Annotated in this window: 23 protein-coding genes; 11 read left to right on the forward strand and 12 right to left on the reverse strand. The window is 66.0% G+C overall.

Annotated features, from left to right (window positions below; translation table 11 throughout):
• Positions 1-33: 33 nt before the first annotated feature.
• Positions 34-456, reverse strand: coding sequence for an SRPBCC family protein (locus FEJ81_RS11685; protein ID WP_138245456.1), 423 nt, complete (start codon positions 454-456; stop codon positions 34-36).
• Between the two features lie 120 nt (positions 457-576).
• Here FEJ81_RS11685 and FEJ81_RS11690 point away from each other — a divergent pair, with 120 nt between their 5' ends.
• The 5 genes from FEJ81_RS11690 to FEJ81_RS11710 all read left to right on the forward strand — a co-directional run bounded on the left by FEJ81_RS11690 (position 577) and on the right by FEJ81_RS11710 (position 7,632).
• Positions 577-1,497, forward strand: coding sequence for an ABC transporter ATP-binding protein (locus FEJ81_RS11690; protein WP_138245457.1), 921 nt, complete (start codon positions 577-579; stop codon positions 1,495-1,497).
• Complete coding sequence (locus FEJ81_RS11695) at positions 1,494-3,410, forward strand: ABC transporter permease (RefSeq protein ID WP_138245458.1); 1,917 nt, start codon at positions 1,494-1,496, stop codon at positions 3,408-3,410. Before FEJ81_RS11690 ends, FEJ81_RS11695 begins: the two co-directional genes overlap by 4 nt.
• Positions 3,400-4,572, forward strand: coding sequence for an ABC transporter permease (locus tag FEJ81_RS11700; protein ID WP_138245459.1), 1,173 nt, complete (start codon positions 3,400-3,402; stop codon positions 4,570-4,572). The genes FEJ81_RS11695 and FEJ81_RS11700 overlap by 11 nt, the downstream gene beginning before the upstream one ends.
• Positions 4,573-4,664: 92 nt before the next feature.
• The gene (locus FEJ81_RS11705; RefSeq protein ID WP_138245460.1) at positions 4,665-6,527 is read left to right on the forward strand and encodes a formate/nitrite transporter family protein; all 1,863 of its coding nucleotides are present in this window, start codon (positions 4,665-4,667) and stop codon (positions 6,525-6,527) included.
• Positions 6,528-6,657: 130 nt separating this feature from the next.
• Positions 6,658-7,632 (forward strand): aldo/keto reductase, encoded by a 975-nt coding sequence (locus FEJ81_RS11710; protein WP_138245461.1) that lies wholly within the window; start codon positions 6,658-6,660, stop codon positions 7,630-7,632.
• Positions 7,633-7,662: 30 nt separating this feature from the next.
• Here the strand turns inward: FEJ81_RS11710 and FEJ81_RS11715 are convergent, their stop codons facing one another.
• Complete coding sequence (locus FEJ81_RS11715; RefSeq protein ID WP_138245462.1) at positions 7,663-7,887, reverse strand: YgaP family membrane protein; 225 nt, start codon at positions 7,885-7,887, stop codon at positions 7,663-7,665.
• Between the two features lie 138 nt (positions 7,888-8,025).
• On the opposite strand from FEJ81_RS11715, the gene FEJ81_RS11720 reads away from it, so the two are divergent.
• Positions 8,026-8,682, forward strand: coding sequence for a helix-turn-helix domain-containing protein (locus FEJ81_RS11720; protein WP_138245463.1), 657 nt, complete (start codon positions 8,026-8,028; stop codon positions 8,680-8,682).
• 31 nt (positions 8,683-8,713) lie between these two features.
• Here the strand turns inward: FEJ81_RS11720 and FEJ81_RS11725 are convergent, their stop codons facing one another.
• A complete protein-coding gene (locus tag FEJ81_RS11725; protein ID WP_138245464.1) occupies positions 8,714-9,268 on the reverse strand; it encodes a hypothetical protein in 555 nt (184 codons plus the stop codon).
• Positions 9,269-9,407: 139 nt separating this feature from the next.
• Between FEJ81_RS11725 and FEJ81_RS11730 the strand changes: the two genes are divergently transcribed.
• Entirely contained in the window at positions 9,408-9,821 is a 414-nt protein-coding gene (locus FEJ81_RS11730; RefSeq protein ID WP_138245465.1) for a MarR family winged helix-turn-helix transcriptional regulator, read from the forward strand.
• 77 nt (positions 9,822-9,898) lie between these two features.
• On the opposite strand, the gene FEJ81_RS11735 is transcribed toward FEJ81_RS11730, so the two are convergent.
• The 6 genes from FEJ81_RS11735 to FEJ81_RS11760 all read right to left on the reverse strand — a co-directional run bounded on the left by FEJ81_RS11735 (position 9,899) and on the right by FEJ81_RS11760 (position 13,979).
• On the reverse strand, positions 9,899-10,801 hold the full coding sequence (locus tag FEJ81_RS11735) for a universal stress protein (RefSeq protein WP_138245466.1): 903 nt from the start codon (positions 10,799-10,801) through the stop codon (positions 9,899-9,901).
• Positions 10,802-10,924: 123 nt separating this feature from the next.
• Positions 10,925-11,170, reverse strand: a complete 246-nt coding sequence (locus FEJ81_RS11740) for a hypothetical protein (protein WP_138245467.1) — start codon at positions 11,168-11,170, stop codon at positions 10,925-10,927.
• A 185-nt stretch (positions 11,171-11,355) separates the two neighbouring features.
• Positions 11,356-12,033 (reverse strand): thiaminase II, encoded by a 678-nt coding sequence (gene tenA / locus FEJ81_RS11745; RefSeq protein WP_138245468.1) that lies wholly within the window; start codon positions 12,031-12,033, stop codon positions 11,356-11,358.
• 120 nt (positions 12,034-12,153) lie between these two features.
• The gene (locus FEJ81_RS11750) at positions 12,154-12,693 is read right to left on the reverse strand and encodes a CBS domain-containing protein (RefSeq protein ID WP_138245469.1); all 540 of its coding nucleotides are present in this window, start codon (positions 12,691-12,693) and stop codon (positions 12,154-12,156) included.
• A gap of 68 nt (positions 12,694-12,761) precedes the next feature.
• On the reverse strand, positions 12,762-13,349 hold the full coding sequence (locus FEJ81_RS11755) for a hypothetical protein (RefSeq protein WP_138245470.1): 588 nt from the start codon (positions 13,347-13,349) through the stop codon (positions 12,762-12,764).
• A gap of 270 nt (positions 13,350-13,619) precedes the next feature.
• On the reverse strand, positions 13,620-13,979 hold the full coding sequence (locus FEJ81_RS11760; protein ID WP_138245471.1) for a DUF555 domain-containing protein: 360 nt from the start codon (positions 13,977-13,979) through the stop codon (positions 13,620-13,622).
• 295 nt (positions 13,980-14,274) lie between these two features.
• Here FEJ81_RS11760 and FEJ81_RS23200 point away from each other — a divergent pair, with 295 nt between their 5' ends.
• A complete protein-coding gene (locus FEJ81_RS23200; protein WP_175416408.1) occupies positions 14,275-14,445 on the forward strand; it encodes a hypothetical protein in 171 nt (56 codons plus the stop codon).
• 181 nt (positions 14,446-14,626) lie between these two features.
• Entirely contained in the window at positions 14,627-15,358 is a 732-nt protein-coding gene (gene psmB, locus FEJ81_RS11765; protein WP_006429909.1) for an archaeal proteasome endopeptidase complex subunit beta, read from the forward strand.
• Between the two features lie 146 nt (positions 15,359-15,504).
• Here psmB and FEJ81_RS11770 read toward each other — a convergent pair whose 3' ends face one another.
• On the reverse strand, positions 15,505-16,629 hold the full coding sequence (locus FEJ81_RS11770) for a Gfo/Idh/MocA family protein (protein ID WP_138245472.1): 1,125 nt from the start codon (positions 16,627-16,629) through the stop codon (positions 15,505-15,507).
• A gap of 352 nt (positions 16,630-16,981) precedes the next feature.
• Between FEJ81_RS11770 and FEJ81_RS11775 the strand changes: the two genes are divergently transcribed.
• Positions 16,982-17,677, forward strand: coding sequence for a ThuA domain-containing protein (locus FEJ81_RS11775; RefSeq protein ID WP_138245473.1), 696 nt, complete (start codon positions 16,982-16,984; stop codon positions 17,675-17,677).
• Between the two features lie 6 nt (positions 17,678-17,683).
• Here the strand turns inward: FEJ81_RS11775 and FEJ81_RS11780 are convergent, their stop codons facing one another.
• Both FEJ81_RS11780 and FEJ81_RS11785 read right to left on the reverse strand, forming a co-directional pair.
• Positions 17,684-18,535, reverse strand: a complete 852-nt coding sequence (locus FEJ81_RS11780; RefSeq protein ID WP_138245474.1) for an eIF2B alpha/beta/delta subunit family protein — start codon at positions 18,533-18,535, stop codon at positions 17,684-17,686.
• Between the two features lie 86 nt (positions 18,536-18,621).
• Positions 18,622-18,945 (reverse strand): DUF5783 family protein, encoded by a 324-nt coding sequence (locus tag FEJ81_RS11785; RefSeq protein ID WP_138245475.1) that lies wholly within the window; start codon positions 18,943-18,945, stop codon positions 18,622-18,624.
• Positions 18,946-19,053: 108 nt separating this feature from the next.
• On the opposite strand from FEJ81_RS11785, the gene FEJ81_RS11790 reads away from it, so the two are divergent.
• Positions 19,054-19,377 (forward strand): hypothetical protein, encoded by a 324-nt coding sequence (locus FEJ81_RS11790; RefSeq protein WP_138245476.1) that lies wholly within the window; start codon positions 19,054-19,056, stop codon positions 19,375-19,377.
• The last annotated feature ends 81 nt before the right edge of the window (positions 19,378-19,458 follow it).

The raw sequence follows: 19,458 nt of genomic DNA on the forward strand, positions 1-19,458 counted from the left end.
GCTTCGATAATCGGTTCGGATACGAGACTGTCGCTACTGATCGACCGTTTCGCCTCCCTCGAGCAGCGCCTCGAGGTTCTCCAGTGCTCGCAGACAGACGGGGACATAGCCCGTGCCGTGCAGCGGTAGTTCGAAGGCGATCCGACAGCGATCCGTGCCGAGGTCGTCGACCCGGTGGCCGGCGGCGGGGAACCCGGTCACGCGCCACGTCCAGCGGCGGGCCGTACACGATGTGATCCGAAACGGCAGCCACGCGCCGGGGACGCGAATCCGGCCGGTCGTGTCGGCTCGAATCCGGTGGTCCGTCGCCTCGACGCCATTGACGAGCGGCGACCACTCCGGCCACTGTGTCGTATCGACGAGGGCGTCCCACGCCTCGACCGCGGGGACGGACAGGACGTGCGAGACCTCGAGCCGACGCCCGTCCGGGGTCCGCGCGGTCCGGATCTGAGTCATCGGTCGGGAGTTCGGTGTCCACGACAATGGGGTTTCCGCGACGCGAGCAGCAGTCGCTCGAGCCGGACAGTCGCCGGCCGCTAGACTTTACTGGGGTGGCTCCCTCCGTCGGCCTATCCAATGGCCATACTCGAGGTAGACGATCTCCGGAAGGAGTACGGCGGCTTCACCGCGGTCGAGGGAAGCTCCTTCGCGATCGAGCGCGGCGAGGTCTTCGGCGTGGTCGGTCCCAACGGCGCGGGGAAGACGACGACGCTGAAGATGCTGGCCGGGCTGATCGAGCCCACCGCCGGCACCGCCGTCGTCGCCGGTCACACGCCCGGCGAGCCGGCGATGCAGCGCCGGCTTGGCTTCCTCCCCGAGGAGTCACCGCTGTACGAGGAGATGACCGCGATCGACTACCTCGAGTTCTTCGCCGACCTCTACGACGTGCCCGCGGACGTGGCCCGCGAGCGGATTCACGACTCGCTGGATCGACTGGATCTCGAGCACCGCGACCGGCGGATCGGCAACATGTCGAAGGGGATGCAGCGCAAGGTCGCGATCGCGCGGGCCCTGGTCAACGACCCCGACGTGCTGATCTTCGACGAGCCGGCGTCGGGGCTGGACCCGCTGACGACCAACTACATCATCGAGTTCACCCGCGAACTGAGCGAGGAGGGCAAGACGATCGTCTTCAGCGCGCACAACCTCTTTCACGTCGAGAGCATCTGCGACCGGATCGTCATCATGAACGACGGCCGGATCGTCGCCCGCGGTACGTTAGAGGCGATCCGAGACGCCCACGGCGGCACGGAGTACCACGTCTACGCGACCGACGACGGCAGCGCCGGTCTCGACGCGACGGTGGGGCCGCTCGAGGTCACCCGCGAGAACGGGCAGGTCCGCCACGTCGTCGGCGACATGGCCGCCGTCGATGCGGTCCGGGACGCTGTCGAAGCGGCCGGCGGCCGTGTGACCGACATCCAGACGGAGACGCCGAGCCTCGAGGAGATCTTCCTCGAGGTCGCGAGCGAGCCAGCGGAGGAATCCGAGGCGTGAGCGACGGTCGCCTCCGCGGAATTGTCGCGCGACTTCGGCTGTTCGTCCGTCACCTCCGCGGGGTTCTCGCACGCACGGCCAGAATCGCCCGCTGGGAGGTCTCCCGGAGCGTCGGCACCGTCGACCGGAAGACGGTGCTGGTCCTCCTCGTGATGGCGCTCGCGATCGGCACCGCCGGGTTCACGGCCGCCGGCGACGGCCTCGGGCTCGAGCGGGAGATCTACGTCGTCGGCGTCGACGAGGACAGCCGTTATCACGACGTCGCAGTCCACAGCGAGCAGTTCCGGCCGGTGTCGCTTTCGGAGATCGAGTCCGAGGGCGGCGGCGATGCGAACGCCGATACCGTCTCGATCCGCGGCGACGCGACCGTCGACGTCGTGGTGACTCGAGACGGGCGGATCGGCCACACCGGCGACAACGGCGAGGCCGCCTACGACGCCTTTCGCGACGCCGTCGGTGAGTACAACGCGAAGCTGATGGACGAGGAGGACGATCAGGCGGCCGCGTATCCGGTGCTCGTCTCGCTGGAGTACCAGCAACGAGATCTCGGCGGCTCGAGCGATTCCGGAACGACCGACGGGAGCGGGAGCAGCGGCGGTGGGACCGGGGACGAAACCAGCGGCGGAGACGGAGCCGGCGAGAGTGCGGACGGCAGCGGTGGAGGCGACCCCGCGACCGGCGGGGGAGCGGACGGTACCGACGGCGGCGGGGACGGCCCCCTGCAGGTTCCGAACGTCGGCGACGGGTCGACGGCGTCGACCGCGCCGGGAACGCCGGGTTCGATCGCGCCGCCGTTCCCCTTCCAGTCGCTCGTGCTCGCGTTCCTGTTCGTCGTCCCGATGAACTTCGTCATTCAGGCCTACGGGAGCACGATCATGGACGAACGGGTCAAGCGGCGGGGCGAACTGCTGCTTGTCTCGCCGGTCTCTCGCTACGAGATCGTCGCGGGGAAGACGCTGCCGTACCTGCTCGGGCTGATCGGCATCGTCGTCGCCATCGCGCTCGCGATCGGCGGCGGGCCGATCGCCGTCGCCGCGGCGCTGCCCATCGCGTTGCTGTTCTTGGCGGCGACGTTCGCCGGCGCGATGCTCGCCCGCTCGTTCAAGGAACTGACCTTCGTCACGGTCACAATCAGCGTCGTGCTGACGACGTACACGTTCATTCCGGCGATCTTCACCGACGTCCACTCGATCGCGCTGATCTCGCCGCTGACGCTGGTCGTGACCGACCTCCAAGACGGCTCGATCCGACTGGGGGAGTACCTCTTCTCGACCGGGCCGTTCTACCTGTGTGCGGCCGTGCTCTTCCTGCTGGGGATCGGCGTCTACCGCGAGGAGGACATGTTCGCCCAGAAGCCGATCCCGACGAAGGTCGTCGACGCGATCGCGAGTCGCATCCGCGGCCGGCGAAGCGTCTTCGTCCTCTCGATCCTCTTCATCCCGTTCGTCTTCGCGGGCCAACTCCTCGCCGTCGCCCTGCTGTTCGCCCTGCCGGAGTCGTTCGCGGTGCCGGTCATCGTCGTCGTCGCCGCCGCGATCGAGGAAGTCGCGAAGAGCGTCCACGTCTACGCCGGCTTCGCCCGCTCGCGGTTCGACGCGACGCTCCGGACCGCCGCCGTCCTGGGCGTGCTCTCCGGAGCCGGCTTCTTCGTCGGCGAGAAGCTCACCCACGTCGTCCAGTTCGTCGGCCTGCCCGACCTGTCGGTCGGCCTCGCCGCCTTCGGGCCGGCCGTCTCGAGCGACCCGCTGATACTCGTCGCGGTCTTTCTCGCGCCGCTTGCCTTGCACGTCGCGACCGCCGTCTGTTCGGCGGTCGGCGCGAGCCGCGGTCGGACCGGCTACGCGGCCGGCTTCCTCGCCGCGACGCTCGTTCACGCGGCCTACAATCTGGGGGTGATCCTCCTTGTCTCGTGATCGCGACCGCGGTCGTGATCCCGAGCGGCAGTCGGACTCGAGTTCGAGCCGACGAGGCCCGAATCCGCCGGCTCGAGCCGACGGCGGCACCGAGTCGGGATCGACGTGGGGTGCCCGCTGGGCGGTCGCTCGCCGGGAGCTGCGCTCGCTGCGCTCCGAGAAGACGATCGTGCTGGCGCTGGCGATTCAGCTGTTCATCGCGGCCTTTTCGTCGTTTCTGGTCGTCGGGCTCGTCTCGCTGTACGATCCGGGCTCGGTCGACGGCTACCAGACGGAGGTCGCCGTCACCGGCGACGACACCGAGGCCCTCCTTTCGGTCTCGAACCAGCGCGACGGCGTCACCGCCCAGCGGTACGACGACCGCACGGCCGCCTACGAGGCGTTCGAAGCCGGCGCGGTGTCGGCCGTCCTCGACGCGAACCGGAACGACGAGGGCCGGCTTAGCGTCATCGTCACCGCCCCCGAAGAAGGGTTACAGACCACCCTGCTCGTCGTTCAGCTTCGAGACACCTTAGAGAACGTCGAGCGCGTCGAGCGCCAGCAAAACGCCGAGTCCGGGCGACTCGAGCAGTCGCCGGTCCCAGTCCCGTCTCAGGTTCAGGCGAGTCCCTACGCCGGCTTCACCTACACCATCCTGCTGCCGCTGCTGTGTTTCCTGCCGGTGTTCATCAGCGGCTCGATCGTCGTCGATTCGCTGATCGAGGAGCGCCAGCGGGGGACCCTCGAGTTGCTCCGGGTCGCGCCGCTCTCGCTCGCGGACGTGATCGACGCGAAACTGTTGGCGATCGCGGCGCTGGCACCGCTGCAGGCGATCGCGTGGCTCTTCCTGCTGACGGCGAACGGCACGTCGATCGCGGGTCCCGCGGCCCTGGTCGTGTTGGTGGCCGCGCTCTCCCTGCTCGTCGTCACGGTCGGGGTCGCGATCGCACTGTGGGCACCGGACCGCCGGCAGGCCCAGTTGCTCTACTCCGTGGCCACCGTCGGCGCGCTGGTCGTCGCGACGATCCTGCCCGAACACCCCGCGAACACCGTCGCGAAGTTCTCGATCGGGAATCCGACGGCGACGACGTGGGCGTTACTCGCCGGCTACTGCCTGCTCGCGGTCGGCGCGTTCGTCGCGCTCAGGCGGTGGATCGACCGGCTCGAGCCGGATTCGCTGTAGGTGCTCGAGGCGGATTCGACCCGCCCGGATTTCGGAACCGCTGCAATGGCAGATCCTAAACGCTTTGTCCGTCTACGAGTGCGTGTCTGCTAATGAGTAATCCAGATCAGGAGCGGACGGACCGCGATCCGCCCGACCAGGAGCGGCGAGCGCAAGCGCCGCCCGAGCAGGAACAGGTTCGAGAGGCCGTCGAACGGTCCAGAAGCGGTGCGCCAGCGGTCGGCGCGGTCGTCCGCGATCGATTCTCCGCCGACGAGGTCTTCCAGCGGATCGTCGCCGCGGCCGACGAGGAGGTCACCTCGGGGAGCCGCGAACTGTTCTTCAGCGGTATCGCCGCCGGCTTCGCGATTACGATCACGGTCTTGCTGTACGCCTCGCTGTACGCCTCGACCGGCGGCCATCCGATACTGAGCGCGCTGCTCTATCCGCTCGGCTTCATCTACATCATCATCGGCGGCTACCAGCTCTACACCGAGAACACGCTGCCGCCGGTCGCGCTCTCCCTCGAGCGAATCGCGAGCATCCCCGCCCTCCTGCGCCACTGGACGATCGTGCTCGCCGGCAACTTCACCGGCAGCGCGCTCGGTGCGGCGGCGCTCGCGTGGGGCGGCGTGTTCTCGCCCGAAGCGGCCGACGCGGCGATGTATCTCGGAACCCACGGCATGGAGACGGCGTGGCTCGATCTCTTCTTCAAGGCGACCTTCGCCGGCCTGATCGTCGCCGGCGTCGTCTGGGTGGAGTACGCCGCCCGCGAGACGATCGCCAGGATCGTCATCGTCTACATGGCCTTCCTCGCGATCCCGATCGGGAACCTGTTCCACGTCGTCACCTCCTTTACCGAGATGGCCTACGTCGTCTTCCTCGGCGAATTCGACCTCTTCGTCGGCCTCTCGCAGTTCGTCCTGCCGGTCCTCCTCGGGAACACCATCGGCGGCATCTTACTGGTGACCGTCGTCAACTACTTCCAGACGAGCGAACGCCGCCTCGAGTCGGCCCGGTTCGAGGGCAACGAGCGCCAGCTCTCGATGCGGGAGTGGCTGTTCGGAGGGTACGCCGGTCGGTCGTACGTTCCCCTGATCGACACCGCGGAGTCGTCGGTGACCGACAACGGGGAGACCTACCGCGTGCTCGTCCCGATATCGAATCCCCGAACCGAGTCGCGGATCGTGGACCTGGCCTGTACGCTGGCAAACAACCACGAGAACGCGGTCGTCCACGCCGTCCACATCGTCCAAGTACCGGACCGGCGATCGATGCGGTACGGCTCCGGGCGCAACCAACGGATCGTCTCCGAGTCCGAAAACCAGATGGAGGAGATCCGCGAGACGGTCTCGTCGTACGATATCGGCTGCGAGACCTCGACGGTCGTCTCCCACCGCTCGTTCGAGGACGTCTTCGACACCGCAGAGCGCGAGCGGGCGGACCTCGTCGTGCTCGGCTGGGGCGACGATCGGCCGTGGGGCGCGGGGCGCTCCGAGGGCCGAATCAGCAATCTGACCAGCAACCTCCCCTGTGACTTCCTCGTCCTGAAGGATCGGGATCTGGACACCTCGAAAATCCTCCTCCCGACCGCGGGCGGTCCGGACTCGGACCTGAGCGCCGAAGTCGCGCGAACGCTCGAGCAGGCGGACGGGTCGTCTGTCTCGCTCCTGCACGTCGTCGACGACGCCGAGGAGCGCGCCGGTGGCCGGACGTTCCTCGCGAACTGGGCCGCCGAACACGACCTCGAGAATGCCGATCTCACGATCGACGACACCGGCGACATCGAAGGAGCGATCTGTCGGGAAGCGGCCGATCACTCGCTCGTGATCATCGGCGCGACGGAAGCGGGGCTGCTGTCGCGGCTCGTAAGCGACTCCCTCCACATGGACGTCGTCAACGAGGTCGACAGCTCGGTACTGCTGGCCGAACGACCCAGCAAGCGGAACGTCCTCCGGAGACTGTTCGGACGGTAACCGGAATTTCGCCCGACCGCCGGCGACGCCGTCTCCTCGTCGCCCGTCGTCGCACGAACCGAAGCGTGACGAGCCCGTGATCGATTGCCGCCCCACGTACTGTTTTCCCGCAGTTTCGCGTAGAACCGGTATGGAGTACACGACCCTCGGTTCGACCGGGATGGAAGTCAGCCGGCTCTGTCTGGGCTGTATGAGCTTCGGCTCGAGCGACTGGCGCGAGTGGGTCTTAGAGGACGAGGAGAGTACAGCGATCATCGACCGCGCGATCGACCTCGGAATCAACTTCTTCGATACCGCGAACCTGTACTCAAAGGGCGAGTCCGAACGGATTCTGGGAGAGGCGCTCGAGGGCCACCGCGAGGAGTCGGTCGTCGCGACGAAGGGCTACTTCCGGATGCGCGAGGACGACCCGAACTCGGGCGGGCTCTCCCGCAAGGCGATCGAACAGGAACTCGCCGCGAGCCGCGAGCGACTGGGGATGGACACCATCGACCTCTACCAGATCCACCGCTGGGACGACGACACGCCAATCGAGACGACGCTGCGCGCGCTCGACGACGCCGTTCGACGGGGTCACATCCGATACATCGGCGGCTCCTCGATGTGGGCCCACCAGTTCGCCGAGTCGCTGCACGCGAGCGACCGGCTCGACCTCGAGCGGTTCGTCACGATGCAGAACCACTACAACCTCGTCTACCGCGAGGAGGAACGCGAGATGCTACCACTCTGTGAGAAGGCGGACGTGGGCGTCCTCCCGTGGTCGCCGCTGGCTCGGGGCTATCTCACGCGTCCCCACGAGGAGATCGACGCCACGACCCGCGGCGAGAGTGAAGAGCACATGTACGACCATCCCTACCGCGAGGGCGGCGGCCGCGAGATCAACGACCGTGTCGCCGAAATCGCCGCCGAGAAGGGCGCGACGATGGCCCAGATCTCGCTCGCGTGGTTGCTCCACAAGGACTGGGTCGACGCGCCCATCGTCGGCACAACCAGCGTCGAACACCTAGAGCAGGCCGTCGAAGCCCTCGAGATCGAGTTATCGGAGTCAGACATGGCGTACCTCGAGGAGCCCTACGAGCCGGTTCCGGTGTCCGGTCACCAGTGAGCCGTCGCGGCAATCGGTCGCGTTCCGGTCTCACTCCCGGGAACAGGACGCGGCGTCGGTCGTGTCGATACCCAGCAGGTAGTTCCCGCCGCAGAACCGCGTCGCGACGTTGAACAGCAGACCGGACGCTGCGATCCCGGCCGTCACCGCGATGAGGCGTCGATCGGCGATCGCCGCCGCGACGGCGACTGCGAGCAACCAAATTCCGAGCGCTCCCCTGACGATTCGGTCCAATCCGCCGACGTTTCGCTGCATACCCGACCGAACGGGCTCCCGGCAGTAATCGATACGGCCGAAGATTTCGTCCACGTTTATACCGTTCCCCGAGCGTCCGTTTGCACTCGGCTCACCCCCGGGAAAATCGTTTTCGATCGAACAGTCGTACGGTGAACTATGAAGCGCGTCCGCATCACTCTGGATCCGCAGGGGAGCTACGCACCGCCGATATACGACCGCCTCGCGGGCGGGGCGACCTATCTCGAGCGAGCGTTGATCGTCAACTGGAACGTCGCGACCCCGCCGACGGCGTTCCTGTTCCGACTCGAGGGCGAGTACCGCCGCTTCGAACGCGTGCTGGCGGAGAGCGAGACGGTTACCGAGTACGAGGTGCTCCCGGTCACCGATCGGGAGTGTTACTGTTTCTTCGAGGGCGAGGTCTCGCGGGCCGCGCGCTCGCTGTTCGAGACCTTCACTCGCGGGGGCCTCGTGACGGTGCCACCGATCGAATGCAACGCGGACGGGACGAACACGTTTACCATCGTCGGGACGGCGGCCGACGTTCAGGCCGCGGTCGAGGGGGCTCCCGACGCGGTCGACGTCACCATCGAGACGGTCGGTGGGGAACGGGTCGCCGCCGACAGCGTCGTCAGCCGACTGCCCGCCCGCCAGCGAGAAGCGGTCGAAATCGCCCTCGAACTCGGCTATTACGACGTTCCGCGCGATGCGACCAGCGAGGATGTCGCCCGCGAGTTAGGGTGTGCGACCGCGACCGCAGCGGAGCACCTCCAGAAGGCCGAGTCGACGGTGATGGGATCCCTGCTTGATCGGTGACCGGTTGCTCCGGCGGTTTCGCGAACCCGGGTCACGGGAGCCGCTCCGCGGCCTCGCGGAGGTCCGACTCGGTCTCCCACCGGTAGAGCCGATCGTTCGCCTCGAGCAGATCGAACACCCCGTCCTCCATCCAGCCGTAGGGGTGGTCCGCCTCGGCGTCGGGGTAGGTCCGCTTGAGCACGTGGGTCTTCTCGAAGTACTCCTCGGTGCCCGCGAGCAGCCCCTGTTCGACGAGGAAGCCGCTGGGTTCCCGCTCGGCGACGCCGACGACGTGGCTCACGAGGTCCGCGAGCAGACAGAACTTCTGGATCCCGTTGTCCCACTCGCCGCGGACGTCGACCATCCGGACGGCGTAGGCGTCCCGACGGCGGTTCAGCCGGTCGACGACGAGGTTCAGCCGGCGGATCGGCTCGCTGTCGTAGTTCCCGAGGACGAAGTACGACCGCTCGCTCTCGTAAATCGGTCGGAGATCGCTCAACGCGTGGAGGACCTCCTCGTTGTCCGCGAGCGAGAGCTCCTCGGCCTCGAGTCGCTCCGTCGCGCTCGCGAGAACCTCCTCGGGAACCGGCGGATCGTCGCCTGTCATACCCACTGATTCTCGTGAATTACTGATAGTGGTTTCCGTGTCGTTTCCGTTTCCGATACTGTCGAGAGGGAGAGGGGTTTACCGCAGAGTAATTTACTGCAGGGTAAACTACTTGGTGCCGCGATCCGTATCCGGCCGTATGAGCACCGACGTGGGGACTCCCGAGGGGCAGACCGCCCGGGAACTCGTCCGCTTCGTGACCCAAGAAACGCGCTTTGCGCTGCTTTCCAATATCCTCCAGCATCCCGAGAGGCTGCCGTCGATGTACGAACTCGAGCAGCTGAACCCGAGCGTGAGCGACGCGACGGTCTACAAGCACGTCCAGAAACTGATCGACGCCGGAATGGTCGAGGCGGTCGCGCTGCCCGAGGACGAACGCCAGCAGGGCTATCCGTGGAAGTTCTACCGCCTGACCGACGAGGGCCGCGAGTTCCTCGCAAACCACAACCTGCTCGCGGCCGAGGAAACGCTGCGACGGATCTACGAGACGATTTCCGATAAGCCCGAGAAGATGATCCGATACGAGAACGCCCCCCGTCCCGACCTCGAGTGAGTCCCGGCGCGCACCGCTTTCAGCGAGCGGTGACCGCCGACCGGTGATCAATCGCCGCGCCTCGAGATAGGTCCGGTTCAGTCCTGGCTCGAGTCGCCGTCGCTCGCCCCGATGGTGAGCACCGGCACGTCCGCGTGCCTGACGGTTCGTTCGGTCGTACTTCCGAGGAGATAGCGCTCGAGGCCGGTTCGCCCGTGGGTCCCCATCGCGATCAATTCGATGTCGTTCTCGTCGGCATACTCGAGGAGGCCGGTGGACGGAATCCCCTCTCGGACGGCGGTAACGGCGTCCACGTCGGCGTCTTGCGCTCGCGTTGCGACCGCTTCAGTCGCCGCTTCGCCCTCGGATTCGAACGCGTCGAGGAGGTCGCTCGGCGCGGCAACGTGCGGACTGGCTGCGAGGGTGCTGACATCGACGATGTTGACCGCATGCACGCGTGCGTCCGCCCGCTTTGCGATCGCGAGCCCGTGCTCGACCGCGGCGGCCGCGGCGTCGCTCCCGTCGGTGGGCAGGAGGATTTCGTCGTAGTTCTCGATCGGCTCGTCACCGTCGGTCGCCCGCGCGGTCAGCACCGGAACGGGTGACTGGCGGACGACGCGTTCGGTGACGCTGCCCGCGACGTAGCGGTTCACTCCCGTTCGGCCATGGGTCCCCATCGCGATCAATTCGATCCCGTGCTCGTCGGCGTACTCGAGGATTTCCTCGGGCGGGTATCCTCTGCGGATCGCCGAGCGAATGTCGTCCCCCTCAGTCGCTATCGCTTCGATTCGCTCGATTGCCGCCGCGCCGTCTTCCTCGAGTCGGGCGACGAACTCCTCGTCGACGCCGCCGGCGTTGAAGAGCCCGCCCGCGGCGGCCACGTCGACGACGGTGAGGAGGTGAACCGGCGCGTCGAACCAGCGGGCGATGGCCAGCGCGTGTTCGGCGGCCCGGACCGCGTGCTCGCTGCCGTCCGTCGGGACGAGAATAGCGTTGTACATCGTCGACACCGTGTTTCCGTTGGGTCGCGCGCTCCTTAAGCCACCCCGCAATTCCTGCGCATCGGGAACACGTCGCTCGGCGAGCAGTGGGGCGTGTCCGAATAACCCGGCACACCGCCGTGACTACCAGCACTCGAGTGCAAGGGAGACGAGGAGCCCGCCGTGCCAGACGACGACCGCGGCCGCGTACCGCGGATCGGTCGCCGGGACCGGCGGGTGGCGGACGACCGCCTCCCACAGGAACAGCGTCGCCAGCAGTGCGCCACCGAGGAGCCCGTATCGAGGAGTGATCCCGGTGTAGAGCCCAACAGCGGCACCGAGAAGCAGCGACGCGAGCATCCCGGCGAGCAGTCGATCGTAGTAATCCATCCCTATCGGAGGCTAGTATCTCTTGCAGGAAAAATCGGCAGTCGGTTCCAACGCGGTCGGAGTCGGGACGGGAATCTACGGTCCGTCAATTCGGACGTGACACGGCTCCTCGAGGCGCCCATCGAAACCCAACTCGCTGCGGCCAGTGCCCCCTCTCGAGAACTCAGCCACCGGTCGGGAGGGATCTACTGCTCGTCCCCCGGAATTCCCCACCCCTCCTGTCGGTAGGCCATCTCCCAGAACCGGTACTCGAGCCGGGCGCTCGTGAGGAAGGCGTCTTCCATCGCCTCGTACTGGTCGGGGTGGCGCTCGCCGCAGCGATCGACGAAGGTCCGCATCCAGTCGACGACCTCACGGAACTCGTCGCTCGTGTACGTCTCGATGAAGGGCGTGTACCGGTGGTCTTCGTCGGGTGCCAGTTCGGCCATGTGCTCGGCGATGTCGAGGTAGCCCTGTCCGCAGGGGTAGATCGCGGCCGCGATTTCCGGAAGCGTTCCCTCGTGGGCGGTTCGCAACAGGAAGTTCGTGTAGGCGACACAGGTCGGCGCCTTCCGGACTGACTCGAGATCCGCCGGAGAGAGCCCGTAGTCGGCGGCGAACTCGCGGTGGAGGTCCATCTCCTCGTCGAGTGTGGTGTGTGCGACCCCGAACAGGTGGGTCATCGTGTCCTCCTCGCGCGCCTTCGTTCCCGCGATCGCGAATACGCGCGCGTAGTCGAGCAGGTACCGGTAGTCCTGTCGCACCCACGTTCGAAACGCGTCGTCGGCGAGCGTGCCGTCCGCGAGTTCCGTCACGAAGGGATGGCTCGTCTGTGCGTCCCAGACGTCTGCGCCCGCCTCGAGGAGTCGATCACTGGTTGCCATGATCGGGAAGACGGTCGCCACGCTAATATTAGTGGCTGATATGAGCTGGTTGTCGACGAGCGGCGATCGAGACCAGTTCGGAACCGAATCGGGTCGAACAGCGGCAAATCGCGGAGTCGCCTAGGACAGTCGTGCGGCGATGTCGGCTTCGGTGATGATCCCGACGGTTTCGCCGGCCTCGGTGATCATCACGGCCTTGTAGTGCTCGAGGAGGTTGCTGATTTCGTCTAACGTGGCGTCCTTCGAGACGGTCGGGAAGCTCTCGCTCATGTGTTCCTCGATGGGTTCGTCGCGGTCCTCGGAGTCGAGGTGGACGAGGTCGCTCTGGCTGATCGATCCGACTGGAATGCCGTCCTGAATGACCGCGAGTTGGGAGTAGGCCTCTTCCTCCATTTTCTGGGCGGCGTCGCTGACGGGGTCGCCGGGACCGACGCTGACGACGGCCTCATTCATCAGGTCCTCGGCACGGATGACGTCGCTTTCGGCCTTTTCCAAGGCGTTGACGATCCGGCGGAGCGTCGAGAGACGCGGGTCCACGTCGCCGCCCTCGATCCGGGCGATCAGCGGCTGCGAGACGTCGGCCGTGTCCGCGAGTTCGCTCTGCGTGAGTCCGAGTTCGGTGCGGCGTTGTCGGAGGTCGGCAGGCGTTGGGAGTTCCATATCGAACAATAACCACGGGTTATAGAAAGGGTTTTGGGTCGGCTATCGATTTTGGCGGGACGGCGGGGCTACTCGAGGCCGCGAGTCACTCGAGCGATCGCTCCGCCGACGCTGCCCCACACGAGGCCCCACAGTGCACCGACCAAGAGGACGAATCCGGCCCATAGAAGAAAACCAATGACCGCCGGCGGAAACGCCACGGTGAGGAGCACCGCTCCGACGCCGCCCGCCGAGTGCGCTCCGAGTCCCGCGGCCACAGCGAACAGACAAACGACGACGATCGAACCGACGAGGCCGAGTGCGGTTCCGTAGATCCCACCGCGAACGACGCTTCCCAACCGGTAGCCCGCGTAGCCGAGGACGGCGGTCGTCGCCAGCGCGAGCGCGTCGATCACATCGCTGGCGGCGACGGCGATCGCCCCCGCGACACACAGCGTCCCGACCGCGAACTTCGCTCCGGGCCCCAGCGACCGGCGAATCGATTCCCCGCCGTCGGCCGATGCCACCCCCGCTTGGAACGCGTATCCGACCGCGCAGAGGGCCACCAGAGCGACGGCCGTCTCGAGGTCGGCGGAAACGAGGGCGATAGCGCCCAGAATCACCAGTACGCTCCCGCCCAGTCTGACCCGCGACCGGAGCGACGTTCTCGCAGTCATGAGGGATGTCTGACCGTACGCTTCCCTTTGACAAGTCACATTCGGTGACTAGAGGGCTCTCCGGCCGGAGTCCCGCATCGGTCGGTCCTCGGAGCCGGCGTTCGAAACAGCTGCTAGAATAGCCGACGCTCACTATAGTAGCCACTGAAACGATTTACATACTGATCGCCACGCTGTCGTGCGATCAGATGTACAATGACTTTCAGTGGCTACTATAAGTATTTGCAACACCGATCGAACGGCTCGAGCACCGAATCGGTGGATTCGGTCTTAGTCCTCGTCGTCTTCTTCGGTCTCTATGAGATCGACGACCGACAACGGTACGTCGCGCAGCGCCCCGCCGACCTCGCTCTTCGCGATTCGCGAGGCGTGTTCTTCGCCGTCGGCATTGAAGACTTCCATCTCGAGTGCGAGTCCGACGAGCGCGGTATCGGCCGCGATAAAGGCGGAGTCGAACGGTTCGCCGCAGGCGGGACAGCCCGTCGCGCCGACCTCGACTTCGACGTAGTCCATGTCTTCGCTGTTGAGTCGCTTCCCGGCTTCGCTGACGGCGACTCCGATCGCGTCGTCGATCGCATCGACGTCACGAACGAGCCATGCCGCTTCCATCGCGACGAGATAGTTTCCCATACGGGGTGGTTGGTCCGAGGGGTTTCCTGCTTTGCGGTTCGTCCGCGCCGTCGCGCTCCCGGCCGCCGAGCGTGCGCACGTGAACGGGATAATTCTCATACGTTACGAGACACCCCCGCATCGATTGCCACCGACATACCTGTACATCGGCTCGAGTGAATATCCAGTTGTTCCTCCAACAACTACAGTTTAATCGCGAGCGGGCGTCGACCCAATTGTGTGTTAACTACCGTTATAAATTCAGTTTTTCAAGAAGACTTATATACACCCTCCGTCTGGGCATCGATGAACGCTGATGATATCCCGCGCGTACCACGCGACCCTGTTCGCACTGTACCAACTCTGTATCGTGGTCGGCATCGTCGCGATGCCGGTCGCGATGGCCGCCCGTCAGGCCGGTCTCACCCTCCCGATCCACCGGGTCCTCGCAAACGTCGAAGAAGCCTACGAAGACACGCAGCGATAAGGACGGCACTGATCGACGGCGATTGATCGCCGACTGATTTTCCCGCCCACCGACCGCCGACCCGCAGGACTCGAAGCCGCGGCCGGCTCGCCGCTCGAGCCGCGATCGGGGGCCAAGGGAAGCGGAAACCGCAGTGGTGACCGCCGGTGTTTTATACCGTCCCGGTCGTACGGTACGATCAATGCGTACGCCCACACACGACTCCGATTTCTCTCGGACGGTCGACCAGTTGGCCGACGATCCGAACCCCTACGAGCCGGAGGTCGGATCGATGCCCCAGAACGACCTGACGCAGGCCGATCTGGACAACGTCAACAAGACCGGGACGACGACGATCGGCATCTCCACCGCCGACGGCGTCATCATCGCGACGGACATGCGCGCCAGCCTCGGTGGCCGCTTCGTCTCGAACAAGAACGTTCAGAAGGTCGAGCAGATCCACCCGACCGCCGCGCTCACGCTGGTCGGATCGGTCGGCGGTGCCCAGTCGTTCATCTCGACGCTCCGCGCCGAGGTCAACCTCTACGAGGCCCGACGCGGCGAGGGAATGAGCATCGACGCGCTGGCGACGCTGGCCGGTAACTTCGCCCGCGGCGGCCCGTTCTTCGCCATCCACCCGATTCTGGGCGGCGTCGACGAGGAGGGAAGCCACGTCTACAGCATCGACCCCGCAGGCGGCGTCATGGAAGACGACTACACCGTCACCGGGAGCGGGATGCAACTCGCCTACGGGCACTTAGAACAGGCCTACGAACCGGACATGTCCAACGAGGAAGCGAAGACGGTCGCCGCCCGCGGCATCAAGTCCGCCGTCGAGCGCGACACCGGCTCGGGCAACGGCGTCTTCCTCGCGGAGATCACCGACGAGGGCGTCGACATCCACGGCCACCACGACTTCGACGAGGTCCTCTAACGGGTCGAAACGGGCAGCTTCTCTGTTTTCTCCGCCGCCCAGCGGTCAGCCTGTCGAGTCAGCGGCGTTTCGAGTTCGACGAGTAGTGGACACGAGGACCGTGCGAGCGAAGGGGCCGCGAATAAACGACGGGAGAAAACTGCCGACTAGTCGAGTCGCGTCGTCTGCTCGAGTTGCGCCTCCGAGATCCGGGACTCCTCGAGCCGGGTCGCCCGTCCGGACTCGCTCGAGCGGTAGATCGCGTCGATGACCCGTTGGACGGTCAGGGCCTCTTCGACCGTGTTCGACTCCGGCGTCGCACCCACGGCAATCGTCTCGAGGAACTGCTCGTCTTGCTTCCCGTAGCCGGTCAGCGTCTCGTCGCCGGTCATATTGACATCGGCGTAGTGATCGCAGCCGGCCGTGCCGGCCTCGAGAAGCCGCAGGTTCGTGTCGCCGATATCGAACTGGGCACCCGCCTGCGTGCCGCGGACTTTGAAGTCCATGCTCTCCTCGCGGTTGGTCGCCCACGCGGCCTCGAGGGAAATCGTCTGGCCCTCCGCCGTGCGGATGAAGGCGCTGACGGAGTCGTCGACCTCGTAGGTCTCCGCTTCGGCGTCCCAGTTGTCGCCGAAGCCGTCGGGATCGGCGTACTCCGCGTCGGTACCGAACGTCGTCCGGGCGACGCCCGACACTTCGGTGATCTCGGGGAAGTCGAGCGCGTAGAGCGCGAGGTCGAGCGCGTGGACGCCGATGTCGAGTAAGGCACCGCCGCCGGCGAGTTCGGGGTCGGTGAACCACGAGCCGGGACCGGGGACGCCGCGCCGGCGGACGTAGTCGGCCTCGACGTGGGTCAGGTCGCCGAAGCGGCCGCGGGCGTGTTGTTCGTCGAACATGGCCATCGACGCGGCGTGGCGGTTGTGAAAGCCGACCATACAGATGCCGTCCGATCGGGCCGCCGCCTCGGCGATCCGTTCCGCGCTCTCTACGGTGTGTGCGAGCGGCTTCTCGACGAGGACGTCGAGTCCCTGCTCGAGGGCAGCGACGGCGATCGGTTCGTGGAACCGGTTGGGCGTGGTAACGATGACGGCGTCGACTGCGTCGTCGACGACGAGTTCGTCGTGGGTCTCGTAGGTCTGCGCGCCGAACTCCTCGGCGAAGCGGTCGCGTTGCTCCGGGACGAGGTCGACGCCCGCAACGACATCAGCGCCGAGGTCGCGAATGCTTCGTGCGTGGAGATTGCCCATGCCACCGAGGCCGACGATGCCGACACCGATTCCGTCGCCGATCATGTGTCGGCCCTCGGTTCCGTCCCAGCAGAGAGAAAGGTGCAGTGAGAAACCATTTGTTTCGATGTCAGTTGTGTCCGATCCCGTTCCATAGAGGATGGGAGTCGGCGATCGAAATAAGGGTTGTGACCGATTAATCTGTGCAACCATTCCGTATTTCACGTATTACTATACAATTACGGCAGCAGACTTCAGATGTATTGACTGAATCTAGTATTCCAATTCGACGTTTACGTCGCGCGGATCGACCGAGCGATACCGGCGGTGTGACAGCGACGCGTTGCCGCGATCGCTCGTCGGAATCACACGGGTAACAGCCGATAGTATAAGCATCCGTCGCGCGGACCGGTCCGCCATGGTCGCAGTCACGATCTGGAACGAGTTCCGCCACGAACGCGAGGACGACGCCGTCGCGGCCGTCTATCCCGACGGCATCCACGAGACCCTCGCCGAAATCCTCGTCGACGACCACGAGGTTCGGACCGCGACGCTCGACGAACCCGAGCACGGACTCACCGACGACGCCCTCGAGTCGACGGACGTCCTGCTGTGGTGGGGTCACGAGGCTCACGACGAGGTCGCGGACGAAATCGCCGACCGCGTCCAGGAACGCGTCCTCGAGGGGATGGGCTTTCTCCCCCTGCACTCGAGTCACTACGCGAAGCCCTTCAAGCGGCTCATGGGAACCTCCTGTAACCTGCAGTACCGCGAGGACGGCGGCACCGAGCGGCTCTGGGTCGTCGATCCCGGACATCCGATCGCCGACGGACTCGAGGAATCGATCGAACTCCCGAAAACCGAGATGTACGGCGAGCCGTTCGACGTTCCGGAACCCGACCGGCAGGTGTTCGCCAGCTGGTTCGAGGGCGGCGAGGTGTTCCGGTCGGGTATCTGTTATCGGCGCGGCAACGGCCGGATCTTCTACTTCCGACCGGGCCACGAGACGTATCCGATCTACGAGAACGAGGTCGTTCGACGGGTGCTACGCAACGCCGTCGACTGGGCCGCTCCGACGGAGGGCTCGCCACGGACGTTCGGCGAGCGCGCGTGAGCGCGCTTACAGTTCCTGCCGGCCTTCGTCGGTGACGACGCTCTCGAGCAGTTCGACCGGCGTCGCGTCGTAGGCGGGGTTCTCGACGTCGAACCCGTCGGCGGGCTCGGGCATGACCTCGCTGCCCGGCCGGAACTCGTTCTCGAAGACGAACCCCTCGCTGACGATCTTCGAGGCCGAGCCGAGGACGGTGACCGGTACGTCGAGTTGGGCGGCCGTCGCCGCGATCGGGAACGTCCCGACGCGGTTGTACAGCGTGTCGTCGACGATACAGTCCATGCCGACGATGACCCGGTCACACTCCTCGAGGTAGAGCCCGTGGGCGCTGTCGGTGATCAGTGTCGTCTCGACGCCCTCGAGGTCGGCGAGCGTCCGGGCGGTCTTGCGTCCGATGTACCGCGGCCGGGCCTCGGTGACGTAGACCTCGAACGTCTTGCCGGCCGCAGTCGCCTGCTCGAGGGCCTGGATTACCGTCGAAGAGTAGTCATGAGTCAAGATCGTCGCGCCGTCCTCGAGGGCCTCGGCGGCGTTTTCGGCCGCCAGCCGCTTGCCGGACTCGATTCGCGAGACGACCTCGTCGATCTTCTCGCTGGTGAGCCGCCGGGCCGCCTCGACGGTGTCGGGATCGGCGTCGGTCACGTCGCCGACGACCTCCCGCACGGCGTTTTGCAGCGAGGCGTGAGAGGGGTTCGCCCGCCGGAGCACGGAGCCGTTGCGCTCGAGTGCACGGGTGTACTCCTCGACGGTGGCAAAGTCCCGCTCGACTAACTCCTCGAGGGCCTGGGCCGCGTGGACCGCAACCACCGAGGAGCTGTGCGTCTGCATCTCCCGAATTTCCTCGGCCGTCTCGTCGATCATACTCTGATGGTTTCCGGTCAGCGCAAAAGGTGTTCCGGGTGCTCTCAGCGGTCCCGTCGCGCGGTCGCCGGCCTCCGCCGCCGTCGTTACGCGTCGCCGTCGAATTCGAATAGCCGCTGCAACTCGCTCTCGATTCGGTCGACGAGTTCCGCGAGGACGGCATCGAACTGCTCGTGGTCGGCCACCGCACCGACTCGCTCCTGCGGGTTCTCGGGGAGTTCGACGCGGAACTCGCCGTTCCCCTCGTAGAACGGCTCGCTCTCGCTCAGCACCTGCCGGTCGATCGCCTTGAGAACCGTCGAGTCGTATTGGCCGTGGAGTTGCTGGTAGGCCGACGAGTAGGCCTCCTCGAGTTCCTCGAAGTAGTAGACGTATTTCTCCTCGAACTTCTCGGGGTCGAACTCGGTCATAGACCGTCCGTCGGCGCGCGGCCGGGTAAACGGTTCGGGACGCCGCCGTCTCCCCACAGTCTCGCCGCCGCCCGCACGCTTACGTTCTCGAGGCCCCTAGGACCGCCGATGACAGTCACCGTCCGGTACACCTGTCCCCACTGCGGAGCCGTCGTGAGCCTCGAGCGCCCGCCGGATCTGGCGGACCGGTCGGTGACGACGGTCAGCCAGCCGGGCTGGGAGTACGCCGCCCCGGACGATCCGGACCGCGAGTCGGCCGACGGGATCGAGTTCATCTGCGGCGAGGACGGCACCGTCACCGACCTCGAGGGCGAGCCGCTCGAGGGCTGTGGCCGGCCGTTCTACCTCAATTTCGTGCGCTACGAACAGGGGGTCGAACTCGATCCCGATCCCCCGACCTACGGCGGGCCGCGGTTCGATTTCAACGCGTAGCTCTGCTTTCGGTCCGTGCCAGATCACTGAAGTTGACTGGACCGCGAGCACCGAGGAGTAGAAACAGGCATTAGGATACCA

This window comes from Natrinema versiforme (assembly GCF_005576615.1).
In the GTDB taxonomy this organism is placed as follows: domain Archaea; phylum Halobacteriota; class Halobacteria; order Halobacteriales; family Natrialbaceae; genus Natrinema; species Natrinema versiforme_A.

Bases quoted from the DNA above. Each gene is read 5' to 3' on its own strand.
- FEJ81_RS11685 (WP_138245456.1), bottom strand. From the start codon at position 456: ATGACTCAGATCCGGACCGCGCGGACCCCGGACGGGCGTCGGCTCGAG.
- FEJ81_RS11690 (WP_138245457.1), top strand. From the start codon at position 577: ATGGCCATACTCGAGGTAGACGATCTCCGGAAGGAGTACGGCGGCTTC.
- FEJ81_RS11705 (WP_138245460.1), top strand. From the start codon at position 4,665: ATGAGTAATCCAGATCAGGAGCGGACGGACCGCGATCCGCCCGACCAG.
- FEJ81_RS11710 (WP_138245461.1), top strand. From the start codon at position 6,658: ATGGAGTACACGACCCTCGGTTCGACCGGGATGGAAGTCAGCCGGCTC.
- FEJ81_RS11715 (WP_138245462.1), bottom strand. From the start codon at position 7,887: ATGCAGCGAAACGTCGGCGGATTGGACCGAATCGTCAGGGGAGCGCTC.
- FEJ81_RS11720 (WP_138245463.1), top strand. From the start codon at position 8,026: ATGAAGCGCGTCCGCATCACTCTGGATCCGCAGGGGAGCTACGCACCG.
- FEJ81_RS11725 (WP_138245464.1), bottom strand. From the start codon at position 9,268: ATGACAGGCGACGATCCGCCGGTTCCCGAGGAGGTTCTCGCGAGCGCG.
- FEJ81_RS11730 (WP_138245465.1), top strand. From the start codon at position 9,408: ATGAGCACCGACGTGGGGACTCCCGAGGGGCAGACCGCCCGGGAACTC.
- FEJ81_RS11735 (WP_138245466.1), bottom strand. From the start codon at position 10,801: ATGTACAACGCTATTCTCGTCCCGACGGACGGCAGCGAGCACGCGGTC.
- FEJ81_RS11740 (WP_138245467.1), bottom strand. From the start codon at position 11,170: ATGGATTACTACGATCGACTGCTCGCCGGGATGCTCGCGTCGCTGCTT.
- tenA (WP_138245468.1), bottom strand. From the start codon at position 12,033: ATGGCAACCAGTGATCGACTCCTCGAGGCGGGCGCAGACGTCTGGGAC.
- FEJ81_RS11750 (WP_138245469.1), bottom strand. From the start codon at position 12,693: ATGGAACTCCCAACGCCTGCCGACCTCCGACAACGCCGCACCGAACTC.
- FEJ81_RS11755 (WP_138245470.1), bottom strand. From the start codon at position 13,349: ATGACTGCGAGAACGTCGCTCCGGTCGCGGGTCAGACTGGGCGGGAGC.
- FEJ81_RS11760 (WP_138245471.1), bottom strand. From the start codon at position 13,979: ATGGGAAACTATCTCGTCGCGATGGAAGCGGCATGGCTCGTTCGTGAC.
- FEJ81_RS23200 (WP_175416408.1), top strand. From the start codon at position 14,275: ATGATATCCCGCGCGTACCACGCGACCCTGTTCGCACTGTACCAACTC.
- psmB (WP_006429909.1), top strand. From the start codon at position 14,627: ATGCGTACGCCCACACACGACTCCGATTTCTCTCGGACGGTCGACCAG.
- FEJ81_RS11770 (WP_138245472.1), bottom strand. From the start codon at position 16,629: ATGATCGGCGACGGAATCGGTGTCGGCATCGTCGGCCTCGGTGGCATG.
- FEJ81_RS11775 (WP_138245473.1), top strand. From the start codon at position 16,982: ATGGTCGCAGTCACGATCTGGAACGAGTTCCGCCACGAACGCGAGGAC.
- FEJ81_RS11780 (WP_138245474.1), bottom strand. From the start codon at position 18,535: ATGATCGACGAGACGGCCGAGGAAATTCGGGAGATGCAGACGCACAGC.
- FEJ81_RS11785 (WP_138245475.1), bottom strand. From the start codon at position 18,945: ATGACCGAGTTCGACCCCGAGAAGTTCGAGGAGAAATACGTCTACTAC.
- FEJ81_RS11790 (WP_138245476.1), top strand. From the start codon at position 19,054: ATGACAGTCACCGTCCGGTACACCTGTCCCCACTGCGGAGCCGTCGTG.